At 72.6% G+C, this 20,808-nt stretch carries 17 protein-coding genes; 5 read left to right on the plus strand and 12 right to left on the minus strand.

The features are described 5' to 3' along the window. Window positions 1–4: 4 nt before the first annotated feature. From nudC to HNR20_RS09725, 4 genes are read right to left on the minus strand one after another with little or no spacing between them, the layout of a single operon-like run. A complete protein-coding gene (gene nudC, locus HNR20_RS09710) occupies window positions 5–964 on the minus strand; it encodes an NAD(+) diphosphatase (protein ID WP_184178373.1) in 960 nt (319 codons plus the stop codon). Further along, window positions 961–2,313 carry a M16 family metallopeptidase gene (locus HNR20_RS09715; protein WP_184178375.1) on the minus strand — a complete coding sequence of 451 codons (1,353 nt, stop codon included), beginning with the start codon at window positions 2,311–2,313 and terminating at the stop codon, window positions 961–963. The genes nudC and HNR20_RS09715 overlap by 4 nt, the downstream gene beginning before the upstream one ends. Further along, on the minus strand, window positions 2,310–3,620 hold the full coding sequence (locus HNR20_RS09720) for a M16 family metallopeptidase (RefSeq protein WP_184178377.1): 1,311 nt from the start codon (window positions 3,618–3,620) through the stop codon (window positions 2,310–2,312). Before HNR20_RS09720 ends, HNR20_RS09715 begins: the two co-directional genes overlap by 4 nt. Before the next feature lie 10 nt (window positions 3,621–3,630). Then, window positions 3,631–4,746, minus strand: coding sequence for an LLM class flavin-dependent oxidoreductase (locus HNR20_RS09725; RefSeq protein WP_184178379.1), 1,116 nt, complete (start codon window positions 4,744–4,746; stop codon window positions 3,631–3,633). 173 nt (window positions 4,747–4,919) lie between these two features. Between HNR20_RS09725 and HNR20_RS09730 the strand changes: the two genes are divergently transcribed. From HNR20_RS09730 to HNR20_RS09745, 4 genes are read left to right on the plus strand one after another with little or no spacing between them, the layout of a single operon-like run. Further along, entirely contained in the window at window positions 4,920–5,984 is a 1,065-nt protein-coding gene (locus tag HNR20_RS09730; RefSeq protein WP_184178381.1) for an ABC transporter substrate-binding protein, read from the plus strand. Next, complete coding sequence (locus HNR20_RS09735; RefSeq protein WP_184178383.1) at window positions 5,981–6,760, plus strand: ABC transporter ATP-binding protein; 780 nt, start codon at window positions 5,981–5,983, stop codon at window positions 6,758–6,760. The genes HNR20_RS09730 and HNR20_RS09735 overlap by 4 nt, the downstream gene beginning before the upstream one ends. Beyond that, window positions 6,750–7,634 carry an ABC transporter permease gene (locus HNR20_RS09740; RefSeq protein ID WP_184178385.1) on the plus strand — a complete coding sequence of 295 codons (885 nt, stop codon included), beginning with the start codon at window positions 6,750–6,752 and terminating at the stop codon, window positions 7,632–7,634. Before HNR20_RS09735 ends, HNR20_RS09740 begins: the two co-directional genes overlap by 11 nt. A gap of 3 nt (window positions 7,635–7,637) precedes the next feature. Continuing rightward, window positions 7,638–8,096 (plus strand): RrF2 family transcriptional regulator, encoded by a 459-nt coding sequence (locus tag HNR20_RS09745; protein ID WP_184178387.1) that lies wholly within the window; start codon window positions 7,638–7,640, stop codon window positions 8,094–8,096. Between the two features lie 107 nt (window positions 8,097–8,203). Here the strand turns inward: HNR20_RS09745 and HNR20_RS09750 are convergent, their stop codons facing one another. The 7 genes from HNR20_RS09750 to HNR20_RS09780 all read right to left on the minus strand — a co-directional run bounded on the left by HNR20_RS09750 (window position 8,204) and on the right by HNR20_RS09780 (window position 19,304). Further along, window positions 8,204–8,404 (minus strand): hypothetical protein, encoded by a 201-nt coding sequence (locus HNR20_RS09750; protein WP_184178389.1) that lies wholly within the window; start codon window positions 8,402–8,404, stop codon window positions 8,204–8,206. A 278-nt stretch (window positions 8,405–8,682) separates the two neighbouring features. Continuing rightward, window positions 8,683–9,996 carry a DEAD/DEAH box helicase gene (locus HNR20_RS09755; protein ID WP_184178390.1) on the minus strand — a complete coding sequence of 438 codons (1,314 nt, stop codon included), beginning with the start codon at window positions 9,994–9,996 and terminating at the stop codon, window positions 8,683–8,685. A gap of 224 nt (window positions 9,997–10,220) precedes the next feature. Beyond that, entirely contained in the window at window positions 10,221–10,424 is a 204-nt protein-coding gene (gene cspE, locus HNR20_RS09760; protein ID WP_007464836.1) for a transcription antiterminator/RNA stability regulator CspE, read from the minus strand. Between the two features lie 226 nt (window positions 10,425–10,650). Next, window positions 10,651–14,055, minus strand: a complete 3,405-nt coding sequence (locus HNR20_RS09765) for an ATP-dependent helicase (RefSeq protein ID WP_184178392.1) — start codon at window positions 14,053–14,055, stop codon at window positions 10,651–10,653. A 26-nt stretch (window positions 14,056–14,081) separates the two neighbouring features. Beyond that, complete coding sequence (locus tag HNR20_RS32970; protein WP_184178394.1) at window positions 14,082–17,699, minus strand: ATP-dependent helicase; 3,618 nt, start codon at window positions 17,697–17,699, stop codon at window positions 14,082–14,084. A 196-nt stretch (window positions 17,700–17,895) separates the two neighbouring features. After that, window positions 17,896–18,441: an LOG family protein gene (locus tag HNR20_RS09775; protein ID WP_184178396.1), complete on the minus strand. Its 546-nt coding sequence runs from the start codon at window positions 18,439–18,441 to the stop codon at window positions 17,896–17,898. Further along, window positions 18,441–19,304 carry an LOG family protein gene (locus HNR20_RS09780; RefSeq protein ID WP_184178398.1) on the minus strand — a complete coding sequence of 288 codons (864 nt, stop codon included), beginning with the start codon at window positions 19,302–19,304 and terminating at the stop codon, window positions 18,441–18,443. The genes HNR20_RS09775 and HNR20_RS09780 overlap by 1 nt, the downstream gene beginning before the upstream one ends. 154 nt (window positions 19,305–19,458) lie before the next feature. On the opposite strand from HNR20_RS09780, the gene HNR20_RS09785 reads away from it, so the two are divergent. Next, window positions 19,459–19,635, plus strand: a complete 177-nt coding sequence (locus tag HNR20_RS09785) for a hypothetical protein (protein WP_184178400.1) — start codon at window positions 19,459–19,461, stop codon at window positions 19,633–19,635. A 68-nt stretch (window positions 19,636–19,703) separates the two neighbouring features. Here HNR20_RS09785 and dapE read toward each other — a convergent pair whose 3' ends face one another. Further along, a complete protein-coding gene (gene dapE / locus HNR20_RS09790) occupies window positions 19,704–20,777 on the minus strand; it encodes a succinyl-diaminopimelate desuccinylase (protein WP_184178402.1) in 1,074 nt (357 codons plus the stop codon). Between the last annotated feature and the right edge of the window lie 31 nt (window positions 20,778–20,808).

Genomic DNA, 20,808 nt, shown 5'->3' on the forward strand with positions numbered 1-20,808 from the left:
GTGCTCACCGGTCGGCGTCCACCCAGCCGTCCAGCCAACGGTGGACGAGGAACAGCGCGATCGACGACGGTGGCGGAAGGATCAGCCGGGCCCCGTCGCCCACGTCCACCGTCTGCCCGGCCAGCGCCGCACCGATCTCCCGGCGTGAGAACCACCGGGCGTACGCGATCTCGGACGGGTCGACCTGCACCGGATCGGTCGGGTCGGCGGTGGCCAGGAAGCCGAGCATCAGCGAGCCGGGGAAAGGCCACGCCTGACTGCCCACGTACCCGATGCGCTCGACGGCGATGCCCACCTCCTCGCGGACCTCGCGCAGCACGGCGGCCTCCGCCGACTCGCCCGGCTCGACATAGCCGGCCAGGCAGGAGTAGCGCCGACCGCCCGGGGTGCCCGGCCAGCTGGCGTTGTTGCCGAGCAGGCAGCGCCCGTCCGGGCCGTCCACGCCGTCGTGCACCAGCACGATCATCGCCGGATCGGTACGCGGCCAGATCCGGCCACCGTTGCGGTCCACCCGAGACCAACCGGCCTCGTCCATCGCGGTCGGTGCCCCGCTGCTCGTCGAGTAGCCGTGCCGGGTGTGCCAGTTGACCAGCGCCAACGCGGTGGTGAAGATGCCGGCCTCGCGGTCGGCGAGCAGGTGGCCCACCTCGCGCAGGTTGACCGCCCGGGTCCCCGGTAGCGCCGGCAGCGGCGCGTCGACCGCGAAGACCGGCACCCCGTCCGGCTCGACACCGAGGAACATCGCCGTCGACTCGGACCCGGCGGGCACGTCGGCCGAGTCGAACAGCACCAACGCCGGAGGTGTCGTTCCCGTACGGGCCAGCGTCCGACCCTCGTCGGTCGAGTCGAGCAGCAGCACCCGGCCACGTAGCCACGCCTCGGTCAACCACTGCGCGTCACCCCGCCGGTGTGCTGCCCGATCGAGCGTGGACCGGGCCAACGGCGGCGCAGCCTCCCCACTCACGACACGGGCTCGGTGTGGACCGTGGTCAGCGCGGCCAGCCCTGGCGTGATCCGCTCTGCGTCGCCGAGCACCACGATCGCCGCACGGGCCGGCGCAAGGTACCGGGCCGCCGCCTGCGCGACGTCGTCGATACTCGCCTTCGCCAACCTCGCCGCGTACTCGGCGAGGAAATCGAGGCGCAGCCCGTTGCCCGCGTACGCGCTGGTCAACGCCGCCAATCCGGCCTGGGTGGACATGCCGAGCTGGAGGGTGCCCAGCGCATACTGGCGGGCCTGCTCCAACTCCTCCGGCTTCGGTGGCAGCGATGCCAGCCGACCCAGCTCGTACGTCGTCTCGAGCAACGCCGGGCCGGTCACCTCGGTGGCCACCTCGGCGGCGGCGACCAGCACCGACCCGGCGACCGAGTGCTCGATCCCCGAGTGCGGGCCGTACGTGTAGCCCTTGTCCTCGCGGATGTTCTCCACCCAACGGGAGGAGAAGTAGCCGCCGAAGATCAGGTTGGCCAGTTGCAGCGGGGCGTGGTCGGGGTCCGTGCGGGACACCGCCGGAAGCGCGATCCGCAGCGAGGACTGCACCGAGCCGGGCCGGTCGACCAAGAGCAGCGGCCCCGGCTCCAGCGGCGGGGTCGCCGGCAACTCGGCGGTGCGCCCGGCGCCCGCCCAACCGCCGAGGGCCCGCTCGGCCGCGTCCAGGGCCTTCTCCGGCTGCACGTCGCCGACCAGCACCAACTGCGCGCCGGCCGGGTGAACACGCTCCGAGTGCAGGGTGCGCAGCGCCGCCGGCCGGACGGCGCGGATCTGGCCGGGCTCCGGGGTCTGGGTCGCGTACGGGTGCCGGCCGTAGACCCGCTTCAGCAGCGCCTCCCGGGCCAGGTGCGCCGGCTGACTCTGCGCCACCTGGATCCGGTCGACCAGTCGGTCCCGTTCGGTGGACACCTCGTCACTGGGATAGCTGGCGCTGGTCAGCACCTCGGCCAACAACTCCAGCATCCGGTCCAGGCCGGTGACCAGGCCGGCGCCGGAGAGCATCAGCCGGTCCGGGTCGACGCCCGCGGAGAGCCCGCCACCCACCTTCTGCAACTCGGCGGCGATCTGCACGCTGGTCATCGACTCGGTGCCGGACAGCATGGTCTGCGAGAGCATCGCGCCACGGGCCAGGTGGACCCGACCGAACGGAACCCAGAGCCGCAGCTCGACCAGGGGCACGGCGGGACGGCGTACGGCGATCACGGTGAGGCCGTTGCGCAGCGTGCGCTCGGCCTGCTTGGGCACCTTGAGCTTGCGGGTCGGGCCGAGCGGGGGCAGCGTACGCGGCCCGGTAGGAGCGGTGGTGGCGGTAGCAGGACTCATCGGGCACCTCCGGCAATGACCTCGATCGCGGCCCGACGCTCCGGGCGCAGGGTGGCCGCAGCGGCCCGGACCTGCTCCTCGGTGACCTCGCCGACCAGCCGGGGCAGTTCGTTGAGCAGGCCCGGTTCGCCGCGTTGCTGCTCCAGCACCGCCATGCGAAGCGCCCGGCCGAGCACCGCATCGGTGTCCCGCAGCAGGTGGGTCGCCATCCGGGCCTGGGTGCGGGCCAGCTCACCGTCGGTCAGTCCGTCGCTGGCCAGCCGGTCCAGTTCCTCGTCGATGGTGCGCAGCACCTTGTCCACGTCACCCCCGGGTGGCAGGTGCGCCTGCAACAGCAGTGCGGTGGGATCACGCACGTCGAACGGGTCGCCCATGAAGCCGAGGTAACCGCCGAGGCTGGTCACCGTGCGGTCACGCTGCACCAGGCGCTCGACCAGCCGCGACGCGTCGCCGTCGGTGAGAACCTCGGCCAGCACCACGTACGGCAGGTAGCCGGCGAAGTCGGTGACCGGGTCGGGCACCCGCCAGGCGCCGGCCACCGCCGGCAGCGGTGCCAGGGCATCGGTGTACGAGGTGCGCCGCTCGGCGGTCAGGTCGGGTTCGGTGAAGTCGGGCCGAACCGGCGCGGGCCGGGCCGGCACGTCACCGAAGTGCCGGTTGACCAGCTCGGTCGCCTCGGCCACGTCGATGTCACCGCTGACCGCCAGCACCGCGTTGCCGCTGGCGTAGTAGCGGCGGAAGAAGTCGGCGGCGTCGGCGACGGTCGCCGACTCCAGGTCGTCGAAGGAGCCGTAGCCGTCGTGCGCGTTCGGGAAGGTGTCGAACATGACCGGCGGCAGGGTCAGCCAGGGGAAGCCGCCGTACGGCCGGTTGAGGACGTTGACCCGGATCTCCTCTTTGACCACGTCGACCTGGTTGCGCAGGTTCTCCTCGGTCAGCCGGGGCCCGCGCATCCGGTCCGCCTCCAGGAACAGCGCGCGCTCCAGCGCGTTGCTCGGCAGCGTCTCGAAGTAGTCGGTGTAGTCCAGGTGGGTGGAACCGTTGAAGGTGCCGCCGGCGCCCTGCACATGCCGGAAGTGGGCCAGCTTCTCCAAGTTTTCCGAGCCCTGGAACATCAGGTGCTCGAAGAGATGGGCGAAGCCGGTGCGCCCCTCCGGCTCGGAGCGGATGCCGACGTCGTAGACGACCGCCACCCCGATCACCGGTGCACTGCGATCGGGGGTGAGCACCACCCGCAGGCCGTTGTCGAGGGTGAACCGCTCGACCGGATACTTCGTCGCTGGAATTCTGGATCTCCGCGCCGCCACGTGATCGACCCTAGCGCGTCGGCACCCCCGCCACCCGCGACCTCCCCGGAGCCGCCGTCACCGGGGCGGTGACCAGGGGCAGCACCTCGGCGCCAACCCGCTCGGCCTCCTCCCGGTGCGGCCATCCGGAGAGGATGAACTCGTCGACGCCGAGCGCCGCGTACTCGTCGATGCGGGCCGCGACCTCGGCGTAGCTGCCGACCAGCGCGGTGCCGGCGCCCTCGCGGACCAGGCCGACGCCGGCCCAGAGATTCGGTGCGACGGTGAGCCCGTCGGTGCGACCGGCGTTGAGCGCGGCCATCCGGGCCTGGCCGACGGAGTCCATCCGGCGGAATCTGGCCTGGGCGGCGACGATGCGCTCCGGGCTCATCCCGGCCAGCAGTCGGTCGGCCTCGGCCCACGCCTCGGCGCTGGTGGGTCGGGCGATGACGTGCAGCCGGAGACCCGTGCGCAGGGTGCGGTCGTGCCCAGCGGCGAGTGCCCGGATCCGGGCGACCCGGGCGGCGATCGCGGCTGGCGGCTCGCCCCACATCAGGTAGACGTCGGCCTGCCGGGCGGCCACCGCTTCGGCGGCCGGGGACGCGCCGCCGAAATAGACCGGCGGCGGCTCGGCGAGGGGGGTGGCCAGGCCGCCGCCGTCGACCCGGTAGTGCGTCCCCACGTAGTCGAAGGGTCGTCCGGCCCAGGCGCCGCGGAGCACGTCGATGAACTCCCCGGTGCGCGCGTAGCGGTCGTCGTGTCCGAGGAAGTCGCCGTACGCCCGCTGCTCGGCCGGGTCGCCACCGGTCACGATGTTGAGCGACAGCCGGCCAGCGGAGATGGCCTGGAACGCCTCGGCCTGCTGGGCGATCAGGGTGGGCAGCGCGAAGCCGGCCCGCACCGCGACCAGCATGCCGAGCCGCTCGGTGTGCTGGGCGACTGCCGCGCAGACGATCCACGGGTCGGGGCAACCGGCGCCGACCGGCGTCAGAACGGCGGTGAAGCCGTGCGTCTCGGCGGCCCGGCCGACCTCGGTCAGGTACGCCACGGTGGCGGCTCGGTCGTGCCGGGCGGCGCCCGCCGTGACGGTGGCGGCACCGACCTGGTCGCCGTCGCCGGAGGTGGGCAGGAACCAGTGGAAGGTCATCGCGACGTCGCCTCTCTGCCGGTAACCAAGCGCCGATTACCCTAGCAAGCTGGTAGGAAATACCGACATATCTGAGACGCGCCTTCCCGGCATATGGACGGGTCTTGACGCTGCCCACCACCTGGCCCACTCTTCCTACCAACTAAGTAGGAATACTGCGGATTGGACGGACGATGAGACGGCTCCCCCTGCGCCGGTTGGTCACCCTGGCCACCCTCACCGCCCTCGGCGCGGCGACTCTCGGCAGCACGGCCGCGTGCGGCGACGACAGCGACGGCACGGGTGGCAGCTCCGGCCCGGTGACGCTGCGTCTCGGTTACTTCCCCAACATCACCCACGCGCCGGCGGTCGTCGGCGTGGAGAAGGGCATCTTCGCCGAGAAGCTCGGTGCCAACGTCAAGCTGGACCCCAAGACCTTCAACGCCGGCCCGGCCGCCATCGAGGCCGTCTTCTCCGGCGCGCTGGACGCCACCTACATCGGTCCGAACCCGACGGTGAACGCCTTCTCCAAGTCCAAGGGCGAGGCAGTCCGGGTCGTCTCCGGCGCGGCCTCCGGCGGCGTGGCGCTGGTCGTCAAGCCCGGCATCACGGGCGCGCAGGACCTGAAGGGCAAGAAGATCGCCACCCCGCAGTTGGGCAACACCCAGGACGTGGCGATCCGCTACTGGCTCAAGCAGCAGGGCCTCACCACCACCAAGGAGGGTGGCGGCGACGTCAAGATCGTGCCGCAGGAGAACGCCCAGACGATCGAGACGTTCAACAGCGGCGCGATCGACGGCGCCTGGGTGCCCGAGCCGTTCGTCTCCCGCCTGGTCAACGCCGGCGGCAAGGTGCTCATCGACGAGCGCGACCTGTGGCCGGACAAGAAGTTCGTCATCACCAACCTGCTGGTCAGCACGAAGTTCCTCAAGGCGCACCCGGACGTGGTGCAGAAGCTGGTCGACGGCCAGGTGGCCGCCAACGAGTTCGTCAACACCAAGCCCGAGGAAGCCCAACAGGCCATCTCCGACGCGATCGGCAAGATCACCGGCAAGCCGCTGGAACTCAAGCTGATCAAGCAGGCGTGGCCGACGTTGGAATTCACCAACGACCCGATCTCCTCCTCCCTCAAGGCCGGGCTCGACCACGCCGTCGAGGTCAAGCTGACCGATCCGGTCGACCTCAAGGGCCTGTACGACCTGACGTACCTCAACAACGCGCTCAAGGCGCAGGGCAAGCCCGAGGTCGTCCAACCATGACGTCGACCACGACGACGCCGGGAAGCGCGACCACTGCGGTCGCGCTCTCCGGCGTGACCAAGGTGTACGGACGCGGGGCGAACGCCGTCCTGGCGCTCGACGGTGTGTCGCTGGACGTCGCGCCCGGCGAGTTCGTCTGCCTGGTCGGCGCCTCCGGCTGCGGCAAGAGCACCCTGCTCAACCTGGTCGCCGGACTGGACCGGGTCAGTGGTGGGCAGATCACCCTGGCCGGCGACGCCAACCCCGGCCTGATGTTCCAGGAGCCGGCGCTCTTTCCGTGGCTGACCGTCGACGCCAACGTGGAGGTGCCGCTGAAGCTGCGCCGGCTGCCCCGGGCCGAGCGCCGCGAGCGGGTGGCCGAGCTGCTGCGCACGGTGCACCTGGCCGACTTCGGGCGCAAGCGCCCGCACGAACTCTCCGGCGGAATGCGGCAGCGGGTCGCACTGGCCCGCACGCTGGCCCTGGAAACCCCGGTGCTGCTCATGGACGAGCCGTTCGGCGCCCTGGACGCGATGACCCGCGACATCCTGCACGACGAGCTGGAACGGATCTGGTCCGAACGCAAGCTCTCGGTGCTCTTCGTCACGCACAACGTCCGTGAAGCCGCCCGACTGGCCGACCGGATCATCCTGCTCTCCAGCCGCCCCGGCCGGATCATCTACTCCACCGAGGTGAACATCCCGCGCCCACGGCGGATCGACTCCCCCGAGGTCGCCGCCATCGCCGCCGAGGTCACCGAGCGACTCCGTACGGAGGTGGGCCGCCATGGCCAGTGACACCCTCACCAGCTCGGCGCGTACCGACGCGGAGATCTCCGGCCTCGACGCGCTGGAGATCGCCGGCCGGGACAAGGAGGTCACCCGGGGCGCCCGCTTCTGGGCGGCCACCTGGCCCAAGCTGGCGGCGCTGGCCATCGCCATCGCAGCCTGGCAGTTGGTGGTCTGGTCGGGCTGGAAGCCGCCGTACTCCCTGCCCGGGCCGCTGGAGGTCAGCCGCGAGCTGATCGCTCAGGCCCAGGGCCCGCAGCTCTGGGACGGCCTGCTCACGACGCTGCGGCGGGCCGCCGTCGGGTACGTCTTCTCGGTAGCCGTCGGCCTGCTGCTGGGCTTGGCGGTGGCCCGGTCCACGGTGCTGCGCGCCGCCATCGGCTCGATGATCACGGCGTTGCAGACCATGCCGTCGATCGCCTGGTTCCCGCTGGCCATCCTGCTCTTCGAGCTGAGCGAGAAGGCGATCTTCTTCGTGGTGGTGCTCGGCGCGGCGCCGTCGATCGCCAACGGCGTGATCTCCGGTGTGGACTACGTGCCGCCGCTGCTGCTGCGGGCCGGCCGCAACCTGGGCGCCCGAGGGCTCAACCTCTACCGGTACGTCATCGCACCAGCCGCCCTGCCCGCGATCGTCGCCGGGCTGAAGCAGGGATGGGCGTTCTCCTGGCGCAGCCTGATGGCGGGTGAGCTGCTCGTGGTCGGCATCTCGCAGACCTCGCTCGGCGCCCAGCTGACCTACTCCCGCGAGCTGTCCGACGCACCCTGGCTGCTCTCCACCATGATCGTCATCCTGGTACTCGGCCTGGTCGTGGACGCCGCGTTCGGTGCGGCGGACAAGGCGATCCGGCGGCGCTGGGGCGTGCTCGACCAGGCGGGCAACTGACCCGTGTACGTCTCCGCGCGCAGCGACTATGCGCTCCGGGCGATGCTCGCCGTCGCCGCCGGTACCGGCGGCGGCGGTGACGTCGGAGGGGGCGGTGGTGAGCTGGTGAAGGCGGCCAGCCTCGCCGAGGTGCAGGACATCCCGCTCAGCTTCCTCCAGGGCATCCTGCTCGACCTGCGGCGAGCGGGTCTGCTGCACAGTCATCGTGGAGCCGACGGCGGGTACGCGCTGACCCGCCCACCCGACGAGATCACCGTCGGGGACGTGCTACGCGCGGTCGGCGGCACGCTCACCACGGTGCGAGGTCTGCCGGCCGAGCGCGCCGGCTATCACGGAGTGGCCGCGGGGCTCACCGATGTCTGGCTGGCGGTGCACGGGGCGATCGCCACGGTGGTCGACAGCACCACCCTGGCCGATCTGCTCACCCGCCACTCGACCGACCACGCCCCCACCACGTCATGAGCGGTAGGGGCGATGTGGTCGGGTCGGTGCCCCGCCGACCCGACCACATCTCGTGCCGATCCTGACCGTGCCTGCCCCTCCGCCGGCATTGGTCGGCCGGCCGCTGCTCAGCCCACCTTTGCGACAACCGGGCCGAAGCTCGGGTCACCAGGACTGTGCAGCTCCACCAGACCGGCGGGAGCATTACCCGCCGAGGTGGCATGCCATGGTGCGAAGGCCGCGGCCATGGCGAGCAGTAGACCGGCCAGCGCCACCGCGACCACCAGGATCAGTTCGCGCAGCGCACCCGAGCCGGCTTCGCCCGCCATGGTCACCCCTCCCGCGCCGGGCCCCCCGCCCGGCTTTCCCCCCGCTGGTCAGCTTCGACCACGGACCGCCGGGGCACAGTCGGCCAGCCGACCCAGCCGAGGCTGATTACCGACTCAGACGAGAGGGCCGGACGGCGCGGCGGGCAGGCCGGACGGCGCGGCGAGCGGACCAGGTGGCCCGGTGAGCGGGCCGGGCGGCCAACCCACCGACCCGGAGGCCCCGCAGACGAACCGACCCGCCCAGCCGAAGCGGGGCGGGTCGGTCGGCGCTCAGGAGATCAGACGGTGCGCGGGCGGCGCGGGCGGCGGGAGCGACCCGACGCGCGGTGCGCCGGCCGGGCGGCGCCGTCGGCGACCGGGCCGCCAGCGGTGCGTACCCGACCAGCGGGTGCCGGCGGGGCAACGATGGTCACCGGCACACCGGACGGCTCGCGAGCACCGGTCACCCGGGCCAGCGCCTCGCCATCGGAGCGCACCTGGACCGACTCGGGGCGGATGCCGGCGGTGGCCATCAGCCGGGACACGTCCCGGCGCTGCTCCGGCAGGACCAGGGTGACCACGGAACCGGACTCGCCGGCCCGGGCGGTGCGGCCGCCCCGGTGCAGGTAGTCCTTCGCCTCGGTCGGCGGGTCCACGTTGACCACCATGTCCAGGCCATCCACGTGGATGCCCCGGGCCGCCACATCGGTGGCGACCAGAGCGGTCACCTGGCCGTTGCGGAACTGCTCCAGGATGCGGGTGCGCTGCGGCTGGGACTTGCCGCCGTGCAGCGCGGCCGCGCGTACTCCCTTGGAGAGCAACTGGCGGGCGAGCCGGTCGGCGCGGTGCTTGGTGCCCATGAACAGGATGGTGCGGCCCTCACGGGCGGCGATCCGGGTCAGTGCGTCGGGCTTGTCCGCGGCCTCGACGTGCAGCACGTGGTGGGTCATCGCGGTGACCGTGGCGGTGCCCGGGTCGACCGAGTGGGTGACCGGGTTGCTCAGGAAGCGGCGGACCAGCCGGTCCACGCCGCCGTCCAGGGTGGCGGAGAAGAGCATCCGCTGCCCCTGCGGTGCGACCTGCTCGAGCAGCTTGGTGACCTGCGGCAGGAAGCCCATGTCGGCCATCTGGTCGGCCTCGTCCAGCACGGTGATCTCGACCTGGTCGAGCCGGGCGTCGCCGCGGTTGATCAGATCGTGCAGCCGACCGGGGGTGGCGACAACGACCTCGGCGCCGGCGCGCAGGGCGTCCGCCTGCCGCTGCAGCGAGAGGCCGCCGACGACGGTGGCGCAGCGCAGCCCGACGCTGCGGGCGTACGGGGCCAGCGCGGTGGTGACCTGCTGGGCCAGCTCGCGGGTCGGCACCAGCACCAGGGCCAACGGACGACCCGGGCGGGCCTTACGGCCAGCGGTGCGCGACAGCAGCGGAAGCCCGAAGGCGAGGGTCTTGCCGGAGCCGGTACGGCCCCGACCAAGCACATCCCGGCCGGCGAGCGAGTCGGGCAGCGTCGCCGACTGGATCGGGAACGGCTCGGTGATGCCCTGCGCGGTCAGCGCGGTGAGCAGCGCCGGTGCCAGACCGGTATGAGCGAAAGAAGGAATAACTGTGGTCACGCAAAAGCCTTCCTCGACGCGGCACGTGTCGAGGGAGGGCGCCGAAGTCGGCGCTGTCACCGGCGGCGAACAGGCAGCCAGGACTCACAAGCACGAACCGATTGGAGTACGGGCCGGCCCGCCGCCAGGCCGCCGCCTGCGTGCGCAGGCAGCGGCGGGGCGGGCCCGGTCCCGTCACCGTCACGCCCGGAGGGCGCGACAGGTAATGCTGACCGATCCGAAGATCAGAGCGGGCGGATGTTCTCCGCCTGCGGGCCCTTCTGGCCCTGGGTCACCTCGAACTCGACCCGCTGGTTCTCGTCCAGGCTCCGGTAGCCGGAGGACTGGATCGCCGAGAAGTGGGCGAAGACGTCGGCGCCGCCGCCGTCCGGGGTGATGAAGCCGAAGCCCTTGTCAGCGTTGAACCACTTCACGGTGCCAATAGCCATGTGTTTCGTCTCCTTGACGGAACGTCGGACTCGCACTTGTTGCGAGCCCGAAGAGGAGCGCTCCGCGCGGGGATGCGCGAATCGCCTGTCGCTTCTGGTCGCCCCGCCCGGAGAACTCCGGACACAACAAAGAGCGCCTGGGGCCACAATCCCGCCAGGCGCACACAGAGTCTCTGGTAACCAAAACTGCAACCCGGTCAACCTACCACGGATTTTCCCGCCCGGGTCAATGTTGGGCGGAATCTTCGGGCAACTGGGCGATCATGGCCGTGAGCCCTGTCACGTCCAGCAGGTCGGCGGGCCGGACGGTCACCCCATGACGGACGTAATGGAACGCCGCGCCCACCCGGTCGACCGGCACGCCGGCCAGATCCGCCCAGGCCAGCCGGTACACGGCCAACTGCACGGCGGCCACCTCCGCCGCCGGCCCGGCGGGTTGCGCCCCGGTCTTCCAGTCGACCACGTCGAACCGCCCACCCGGCCGGGCGAAGACCGCGTCCATCCGCCCCCGCACCACCACCCCGGCGATCACCGTGGCGAACGGCACCTCCACCTCCACCGGTGACCGGTCGGCCCACTCGCTGGCCAGGAACCGCTCCTGGAGCTCGACCAGCGCCTCGTCGGGCGCGGCATCCGCGTCGGCCGCACCGGGCAGTTCGTCCAGGTCCAGCAGGCGATCCGCCCCGAAGCGCTGCTCCAACCAGGCGTGGAATGCGGTGCCTCGGCGGGCGTACGGGTTGGGCTCGGTCGGCACCGGGCGGCGCAGCGTACGGGCCAGGGCCGACGGATCGCGTCGCAACGCGACCAACTGAGTGACGCTCAACTGCCCGGGCAGGGCCACCTCGACCGCACCGGAGAGCCGGGTCAGCTCGGCCCGCTCGGCCAGCAGCAGGTCCGCCTCGCGCTGCCAGCGCGCCACCTCCGGGTCCACCGCCGGCTCGACCGACACCATCGGCCCGGCGTCCACCGACCCCACCGGCTCGGCAACCACCGAGATCGGGCCATCGGTCATCAGACGGCGCACCAGCCCGGCCGCCTCGGCCAACGCCGGCCGGCGGCCGCCCAGTGGGTCGGCCGGCCACTCGGCGCGGAGCACCACCTCGGCGGTGGGGTTCGTCGCATCCGGGGTCGGCTCCGGCGCCCACGCGTCGATCAGGTGCCCCGGCCCGCCGTCGAGGCAGGCGTCGTAGATCTCGCACAGGAAGACCGACGGACCTCGCGGTCGCTTCGTGCCCTCACCCCACCAGTAGCCCGAGCACAGCAGCAGCCGACGCGGTCGGGTGACCGCCACGTAGGTCAGCCGGCGCTCCTCCCGCTCGTCGTGGGCCCGCCACGCGTCGGTGAAGTCGGTCACCGCCCGCGCCACCGCCCGCTGGTCGGCCGCCTCGTCGAGCGCCAACTCGGGCAACCCGTCGGCGTCACCACGCAGCGGGAACGGCAACACGCCCAGCCCGCCCAACCAGTGGTCGGAGTTGCGTACCGGCCCCGGCCACAGCCCACGGCTCAGCCCGGCCACCGCCACCACGTCCCACTCCAGGCCCTTGGCGGCGTGCGCGGTGACCACCTGCACCGCGCCCTCCACCACCTCGACCTCGCCCGGCGCCAGACCGCGCTCCTCGTCCTCGGCGGCGGCCAGGTAGGACAGGAAGCCGGACAGGGTCGCGCCCGGCGTCTCCCCGCTGAACCGGGCGGCCACGTCACCGAGCGCGTCCAGGTGGCCCCGGGCCAGGCCGGCGTCGCCGGCGCCGTCCCGGCCGGCCCGCACCGCGACCTCCACGTCCAGGCCGATGGTCCGCTCGATGTCCGCGATCAGATCCGGCAGGGCCTGGTCCAGCCGGTAGCGCAACAGCGCCAGTTCCATGCCGTACGCGCGCAGCCGCGCAAAACCCTCCGCCGAGTACGCCTGCGCCGGCCCGAGATCGGCCAGCGCCTCCACCAGGGTCGCCTCGTCCAGCAGGTCAGGGGTGATCTCCGAGGTGTCGTCGGCGGCCAACTGCCGCCGGGCGTTGGCGATGGCCCGAGCCCGTCGGTGCAACGCCACCAGATCACGCGGCCCGATCCGCCAACGGGCACCGGTGAGCAACCGCAGCAGCGCGGCACCGTCGGTCGGGTCGGCCAGTACCCGCAGCGTGCAGACCACGTCACGCACCTCGGGGGTGTCGAGCAGGCCGCCCAGCCCGACCACCTCCACCGGGAGGCCGCGCTCGCGCAGCGCCGACTCGATCGCCGGGATCTGGCTGCGGACCCGGACCAGCACGGCAGTGGTCGGGCGCTGCGCCACCGGGATGTGCTCGGGAGCGGCGCCCGGCATCCGGGCCGCACCACGCCAGGCGGCGAGCACACTGTCGGCGATCCAGTCCGCCTCGTCGGCGTACGTCGTCAGCATCGCGCAGTGCACCGTGCCGCCCGCGGCGCCGCCGGGGCTGCGGTGCGGGATCGGGTCCCGGACGGTCAGCGCGGAGCGCAGCTCCGGCACCCGGGCGCCCGCCGCCCGCAACGGAGTCGACAGCGCGTTCGCCACCCGCAGGATCTCCGGGCGGTTGCGCCAGCTCGTGGTGAGCCCCAGCGCCGGGGCCGGCTGGCCGTCGACGCGGGCGAACTCGGTGGGGAACCGGTCCAGGGTGCCCGCGCTGGCCCCCCGCCAGCCGTAGATCGACTGGCACGGGTCGCCCACCGCGGTCACCGGGTGCCCGCCGCCGAACAGCGCGTTGAGCAGCACCACCTGGGCGTGGCTGGTGTCCTGGTACTCGTCGAGCAGCACCACCCGGAAACGGTCCCGCTCGACCTCGCCGACCGCCGGGTGATCCCGGGCCACCCGAGCCGCCCGCGCGAGCTGGTCGGCGAAGTCCATCGCCTCGAAGTCCTCCTTGCGCCGGGCGTACGCCCGCACCAGCGGCAGCAGTCGCAGCCGGGTCTGCTGCAGGGTGAGCGCCTTGCGCACGTCGGCGTACACCCGACCCGGCCGGGACTGCACCTCGGCGAAGAACCGACCGGTCCAGGCCGCCAACTGGTCCGGCGCGACCAGGTGCTCGTCCAGCTCCCCCGCCAGCGCCAGCACCGCGTCGGTGATGGTGCTCGGCATCCGGTCCACCTCGGACATGTCGCCGTCGTAGTTACGCACCAGCAGGTCGACCAACTGCCAGCGGGACGCCTCGGTGAGCAACCGGGTGGACGGCTCGTAACCAGCCCGCAGCCCGTGCTCGGAGACGATCCGCCCCGCGTACGAGTGGTAGGTGGAGACGGTGGGCTCACCGGCGAGCGGATCGTCCAGCGGGTCACGACCCTGCCGGCCGAGTCGGCGGATCAGCTGATCGAGCCGGGTGCGGACCCGGTGGGCCAGCTCGCCGGCCGCCTTACGGGTGAAGGTCAGCCCGAGGATCTGCTCCGGGCGCACGTACGAGTTGGCCACCAACCAGACCACCCGCGAGGCCATCGTCTCGGTCTTGCCCGACCCGGCGCCCGCGACCACCAGCAGCGGTTCCACCGGGGCGGCGATGATCGCGGCCTGCTCCCGGGTGGGCGCCGGCAACCGCAGCAGCTTGGCCAGCTCCACCGGCGTGTACCGGGGGCCGGAGTCCGCCAGCCGGGGCGCCGGCGCGGGACCGGTGCCGAACAGGGTGGGCTGACTCACGGTGCCGTCTCAGTTCGCAACACCGCTCACTCCTCGCCCTCACGGGTGCGTCGGGTGGGCGGCTCGACGACCTGACGCCCCTGCCCGGAGACCGGGCAGCTGGTGCGTACCGGGCAGACCCGGCACTTCGAGTTGGCCACCGCGGCGAACGTGGCGGCTGCCATCGTATCGGCGGTCCGACGGACCAGCGCGGTCGCCCAACCGGCCGCGGGGCCTTCGCCGGCCGCCGGCTGATTCTGCTCCCTGGCGTCCTTGGCGGAGGTGCCGAGCTGCACCAGCGCCGCGCCCCCGGACTCGTCACCGAACTCGGCGAACGCCCCCGCCTCCACCGCAGCCTGGTACGCGCCGAGCTGCGGGTGCTCGGCCAGCTCGGTGCCGGTGACAGCGGTGGATTTGCCGGTCTTCAGATCGATCACCACGAGCCGCCCGGCCTCGTCGACCTCCAGCCGGTCGACCCGACCGGTCAGGTCGACCGGCCGGTTCGGGTCGTCCAGGCGGACCGCGAACTCGTGCTCGATGGCGAGCAGTCGACGCGGATTGGTGGCCAGCCAGCGCAGCAGCTTGTCGACCATCGCCTCGGCTCGCTCCCGCTCCGGCCCGGCCATCCACCGGGCCGCCAGCTCGATCGCGTCGAACCGGGCGGCCACGTAGTCGAGCAGAGCGCCCCGATCGGCACTGGCGTCCTCGGCGAGCATCGCGGCGGCGTGGACCAGGTTGCCCACCCCCTGCGCCGTGCTGGTCGGGCCGCTGCCGCCGTGCCGTTCCAGCAGCCACCGCAGGCTGCACCGCAGAGCGCTCTCCATCGCCGACGGGGTGACCCGCACCGGATCCCCGTCGTCGACGAGCGGCCGGTCGTCGGAGAGCCCGCGCAACCCCCACCAGTCGTCGGGGTGTGCACCGGAAACCCCGGCGGCGGCGAGCCGGGCCAGCTCGGCCGCCGCCGCGCGCCGCCGGCTTGCCGGGGCGGCCGGGTCGGTGATGGCGGTACGCAGCTCGGCCACCAGCGCCGGCAGAGTGAGCGCCCGGGGCGGGCGGGTCACCGGCAACGCGCCGGGACGGTCCGGCTCGCCGTCGCCGTCGCCGCTGGTCGCGCCGTTGGTCGCGCCGCCGGATGGGCTGTTGGTCGCGCCGCCGGTTGGGCTGTTGGTCCCGCCGTCGGTCGCGCTGCTGGTCGCGCCCTCGGTCGGGCCGTCGCCGGAGGGCGGGGCAGTCGGAGGGCCGCCGGCGGGTTCCTCAGCCTGCGGGCCGGTACGCGGACCCGGCGGTGTGGTCGGGTCGACCGGCCCGGCACCGCTCGGCGGTGTCGGCGGGGTGCTGGGGCCCAGCTCGTGCAGGAACCGGCTCGGCTGTTCCTCGTGGTCGTCACCGCCGACGGCGGCCGACGCCACGGCACTGACGAGCAGCCGATGCCGGGCCCGACTGATGGCGACGTGGAAGAGTCGGCGTTCCTCGTCCAACAACGCCGACGTCTGGCCCACCACGTTCGCCGCGGTGGCGCCGTCGACAGACCGGCCGGCCAGCACGTCGACCAGCCGTTCGGAGCCGAGCAGACTGCCGCGCAGTCGTAGGTCCGGCCAGATGCCCTCCTGCACGCCGGCCACCGCGACCAGATCCCATTCCAGGCCTTTCGCAGCATGCGCGGTGAGCAGGCGCACCGCCGCGCCCCGGTCGGCGGTCGGCGCGATGGTGTCGGCCGGCAGGTCCTGGGCGAGCACATGGTCGAGGAAGACCTCGGTGCGGGCACCGGGCAGCCGGTCGGTGAACCGGGCCGCCGCGTCGAAGAGCACCAGCACGGCGTCCAGGTCACGGTCGGCCGCCTCGGCCCGCCGCCTCCGGGCCAGGTCTCCCTCGCCGGCCGCCGGCCGCCCCTGGTTGATCGCGCCCGCCCAACGCTCGGCGAGACCACTGGCGTGCCATACGGCCCAGAGCACGTCCTCTGCGGTCGACCCCGGCCGAGCGGCGGCATGGCGTGCGGTGGCCAGCAGCCCTGCCACCGCCTGCGCCGGTTCGGCCCATCGCCGGTCGATGCCGGCCAGCTCCTCCGGATCGCGCAACGCTTCGACGATCAGCTCCCCGGAAGGGCGGCGGTCGCCGCCGGCCAGCGCGAGGGCACGCAGGCCCTGCCGCAGCCGCCGCTCGGCCAACGGGTCGGCTCCGCCGAGCGACGAGTGCAGCAGCGCGACGGCCGCCTCCTCGTCAAGCCGTTCCGGCTCCAACGCGCAGCGCAGCAGGAGCAGCAGCGGTGCGACCGCCGGTTGCAGGTGCAGGGGCAGATCCTCGCCGTGCACCACGGTGGGTACGCCGGCAGCGTGCAGTGCCCGTCGCAGGGTGGGCAGTTGCAACGCGGTGGACCGCACCAGCACGGCCATCCGCGACCAGGGGACGCCGTCGAGCAGGTGGGCCGAGCGCAGCGCGTGGGCCAACCAGGCGGCCTCGCTGGTCGCGGAGCGGAACGTGTGCACCTCGACCGCCCCGGGTGGCGCGTCCGGCAGCGGGTGCAGCCGACGGTGCGCCGCCGGGCCACGCAGTCGGCGGCCCAGCCGCGCGATCGCGGCGAGCAGACCCGGCCCGGCCCGGTACGACGTGGTCAGCAGCACCTGCGCGGCCGGCGCTCCGGAGGCGGTCCGGAAGCGGTGCGGGAACGTGGTCACCCCGGCCGGGTCGGCGCCCCGGAAGGCGTACGTGGAGGAATCTGGATCGGCGAACGCGACCAGCGACTTGCCTCCGCCTGCGATGACGGAGAGCAGTTCCAGTTGGGCGGGGTCGGTGTCGGCCAACTCGTCTAGATACACGTGGGCGAGCCGACGGCGCTCGGCGGTCAGCAACTCCTCGTCGTCGCGCAGCAGACCGGTGGCCGCCCGGACCAGCTCGGCCGGGTCGTACGCGATGGAGCCCCGGTTGCTGACGTCGCGCAGCGCGAGCACGGCGACGTACTCCCGCAGGAAGCGGGCGGCGGCCGGCCAGTCGGCGCGGCCGAGCTTCTCGCCCAGCCGGGCCAGGTCGACCGGGCCCACGCCGCGCTCGGCGGCACGCATGAGCAGGTCGCGCAGCTGACTGGCGAAGGCCCGGGTCCGCAGGGCGGGGCGCAGGTCGGTCGGCCAGCCGACCGGGTCGTCCTCGGGCTCCTCGCCCACCACGTCCAGCAGCTCGCGGATGATCAGATCCTGCTCGGGGCCGGTGAGCAGCCGGGGCGAAGGCTCGCCTCGTTCGGCGGCGGCTCGGCGGAGCAACCCGAAGGCGTACGCGGGGAAGGTGCGCACCAGCGGCTCGCGGAGCACCCGGTGGCCGTCCTGCGTGACGCGGGCCTCGATGCGCTGGCGTAGCGCGGTGGCGCCTCGGCGGCCGAAGGTCAGCACCAGGATCCGTTCGGGGTCGACCCCCTCGGCCACCCGGGCGGCGACCGCCTCGACCAGCGTGCTGGTCTTGCCGGTGCCCGGACCGCCGAGCACGAGCATCGGCCCGTCGGTGTGCCCGACCACCTCCGCCTGCACCGCGTCGACCCGCAGGCCCGCCCCGTCGGTAGAGAGGACAGCACCCCTCGAAGCGCCGCCATCACCCACCGCAGCACCAACGCCAACGTCGGCCACGGTGTCGTCCCCCCGCGCCGACCCCCCGGCCCGCCGCACCAACCGGTACGCCTGCATCAGCTCATCCCATCACGCCCATACGACACCAACCCGCCCCCCACCCACTCCCCTCCGTCCACCCACCCCAACCCCACCCCATCCACCTCCGTCGATCATGAAGTTAGCGGCGCGACACGCCGACAGCGGCGCCGCCAACTTCATGATCAACGAGGTGAGGCGGCCCGGAAGGGCCGGAGGGAGGGAGGGGGTGGGGTCAGGTCAGGCGGGACTCCAGGGCGTCCAGGGCCTGGGGGATTGAGGGTGCCACTGTCAGGAGGTCGCGGCCGGCGGGTTTGAGGAAGCGTTGGTCGGCCAGCTTGTCCAGCCAGTCCAGCAGGGGGCGGTAGAACCCGCCGGTGTCGATCAGCACCATCGGCTTGGAGTGCAGGGCGAGGGTCGCGGTGGTCCAGACCTCGAACAACTCGTCCAGGGTGCCCAGCCCGCCGGGCAGGGTGAGGAACGCGTCCGACTTGTCGATCATCAGGGTCTTGCGGCTGGCCATCGAGTCGGTCACCAGAAGCTCATCCGAGGCCAGGTCGGCGACCTCCAGATCGACCAGCGCCTGTGGGATCACCCCCACGGTGCGCCCACCGGCGGAGCGGGCGCCGTTCACCAGCGCGCCCATCATGCCGACGCAGCCACCACCACTGACCAACGTGTGCCCGCGCCGGGCCAACTCGGCTCCGGTCTCGGCGGCCAGGTCCAACCAGCGCTGGTCGATGGTGCGGGAGGAGGCACAGAAGACGCAGATCGCCGCCATCAGTTGTCCCTCGGCTGGTCGGCTGCCTGCTCGGCGGCGGCCTGCTGGTCGGCGCCGGTACGGGCGACAGCCTCGTCGCGGACCGCCTCCTGCTCGACGGAGAGTGCGGCCTCGGCCTCGACGATGTACCGGACCGCGGCGTTGACGTCGTCGGTCAGGCAGATCAGCTCCAGGTCGACCGGCCCGACCTTGCCGTCGGCGGCCATCGTGTCGCGCATCCAGTCGAGCAGGCCCTGCCAGTAGGCGACCCCCATCAGCACCACCGGGAACCGGGTGACCTTGCCGGTCTGCACCAGGGTGAGCGCCTCGAACAGCTCGTCCATGGTGCCGAACCCACCGGGCAGCACGACGAACGCCTGCGCGTACTTGACGAACATGGTCTTGCGGGCGAAGAAGTAGCGGAAGTCGATGGCCAGGTCGACCCACTCGTTGATGCCCTGCTCGAACGGAAGCTCGATGCCGAGCCCGACGGAGAGCCCGCCGGCCTCGCTGGCGCCGCGGTTGGCCGCCTCCATCACCCCCGGCCCACCCCCGGTGATCACCGCGTAGCCGGCCCGGGCCAGTGCGCCGCCCACCTGCTCGGCCAGCCGGCACTCCGCGCTGTCCGGTCCGCTGCGGGCGGAACCGAACACGCTGACCGCCGGAGGCAGGTCGGCGAGAGTGTCGAAGCCTTCGACGAACTCGGAGAGGATGCGCAGCGCGCGCCAGGCGTCCCTGGTCTTCCAGTCGCCCCGCCCACGTGAATCCAGCAACCGCTGGTCGGCGGTGCTGCTCGGGATCGCACCTCTGCGCAGCGTGACCGCGCCCCGGTGCCGCTCCCGTCCCGGACCGCGACCGGCCTCCCGCCCGTTGCTCTGGCTCATGGAGCAACCGTAGTGGAGCGACACCTGCCGGGTGCGCGGGGCGCGGACGCCGAGAAATAGTTCGGGATCATGGGCAACTATTCGGCTCCCCCGTACGTCTTACTATTCACATACCGGGTATGCCCGGGCGCGCGCCTTCGGGGGAGGAGACAGCGTGATCAGCAACAACGAGATGATCCGGATCCGTCGCCAGATGCAGCGACGGATCCGAGACGTGGTGGCCGAACGCCGCCGCACCCGCCAACTGGACCCGACACCCTCCCCCGCCTCGACTCCCACGCCCTCCGGAGCTGATCAAGAGGTTTGCGTCGCCGACAACGGGCCCGGCTGACGCAAACCTCTTGATCACCGGCCCGACCGGCGCGACCGGGCCGGCCGGGTCAGGTCTGGTTGGGTTGGTCAGGCCGGGGCCAGCCAGCGGTGCAGGGTTGCCGCGCCATCACGGATCTTGCTGATCTCGACGTGCTCGTCCTTGTGGTGGGCGAGGTTGGGGTCACCCGGACCGAAGTTCAGCGCGGGGATACCCATCGCCGCGAACCGGGCCACGTCCGTCCAGCCCAGCTTGCCGATCGGCGCCGCGCCCACCGCAGCCAGGAACTCCTTCGCCGGAGCCGCCTCGAGCCCGGGGGCGGCACCGGCCGCCGCGTCGGTCACCACCACCTCGAAGCCAGCGAACACCTCCCGCAGGTGCTCCTCCGCAGCCGCCGGGTCGCGATCCGGCGCGTACCGGTAGTTGACCTCGATCTCGCAGCGATCGGGGATCACGTTGCCGGCGACGCCGCCGACGATCCGCACGGCGTTCATGCCCTCGCGGTAGTCGCACCCATCGATCGTGACCCGGCGCGCCTCGTACGTCTGGAGGCGCCGCAGCACCTCACCGGCCGCGTGGATGGCGTTCACCCCGTGCCAGGAGCGCGCCGCGTGCGCCCGCTCACCCGCCGTCGTCACGATGGCCCGCATGGTGCCCTGGCAGCCCGCCTCGACGATGCCGTACGTCGGCTCCAGCAGCACCGCGAAGTCCGCCTCCAGCCACTCCGGGTACGCCTGGGCGACCAGGTTGAGCCCGTTGTACCGCGACTCGATCTCCTCGGCCTCGTAGAAGAAGTACGTCACGTCGTAGCGCGGGTCGGGCAGCGTCACCGCCAGGTGCAGCGCGTACGCGACGCCGGACTTCATGTCCGAGGTGCCGCAGCCGTACATCAGGTCGCCGCGCATGGTCGACGGGAAGTTGTTGTTCAACGGCACCGTGTCGAGGTGCCCGGCCAGCACGACGCGCTGCGACCGACCAAGATCGGTGCGCGCCATCACGGTGTTGCCGTGCCGGTGGGTGGTCAGGTGCGGTACGCCCCGCAGCACCTCTTCGACACAGTCGGCGATCACCTTCTCGTTGAGGGACACGGACTCTATGTCGACCAGAGCGCGGGTCAGCTGCACCGGATCGGCGAGGACCTCGGGGGTCAGCGGGTTCTCCATGGTTCGCACGGTACCTTCAGGTCTGTCAGCG

It is taken from the genome of Micromonospora parathelypteridis (assembly GCF_014201145.1).
GTDB lineage: Bacteria > Actinomycetota > Actinomycetes > Mycobacteriales > Micromonosporaceae > Micromonospora > Micromonospora parathelypteridis.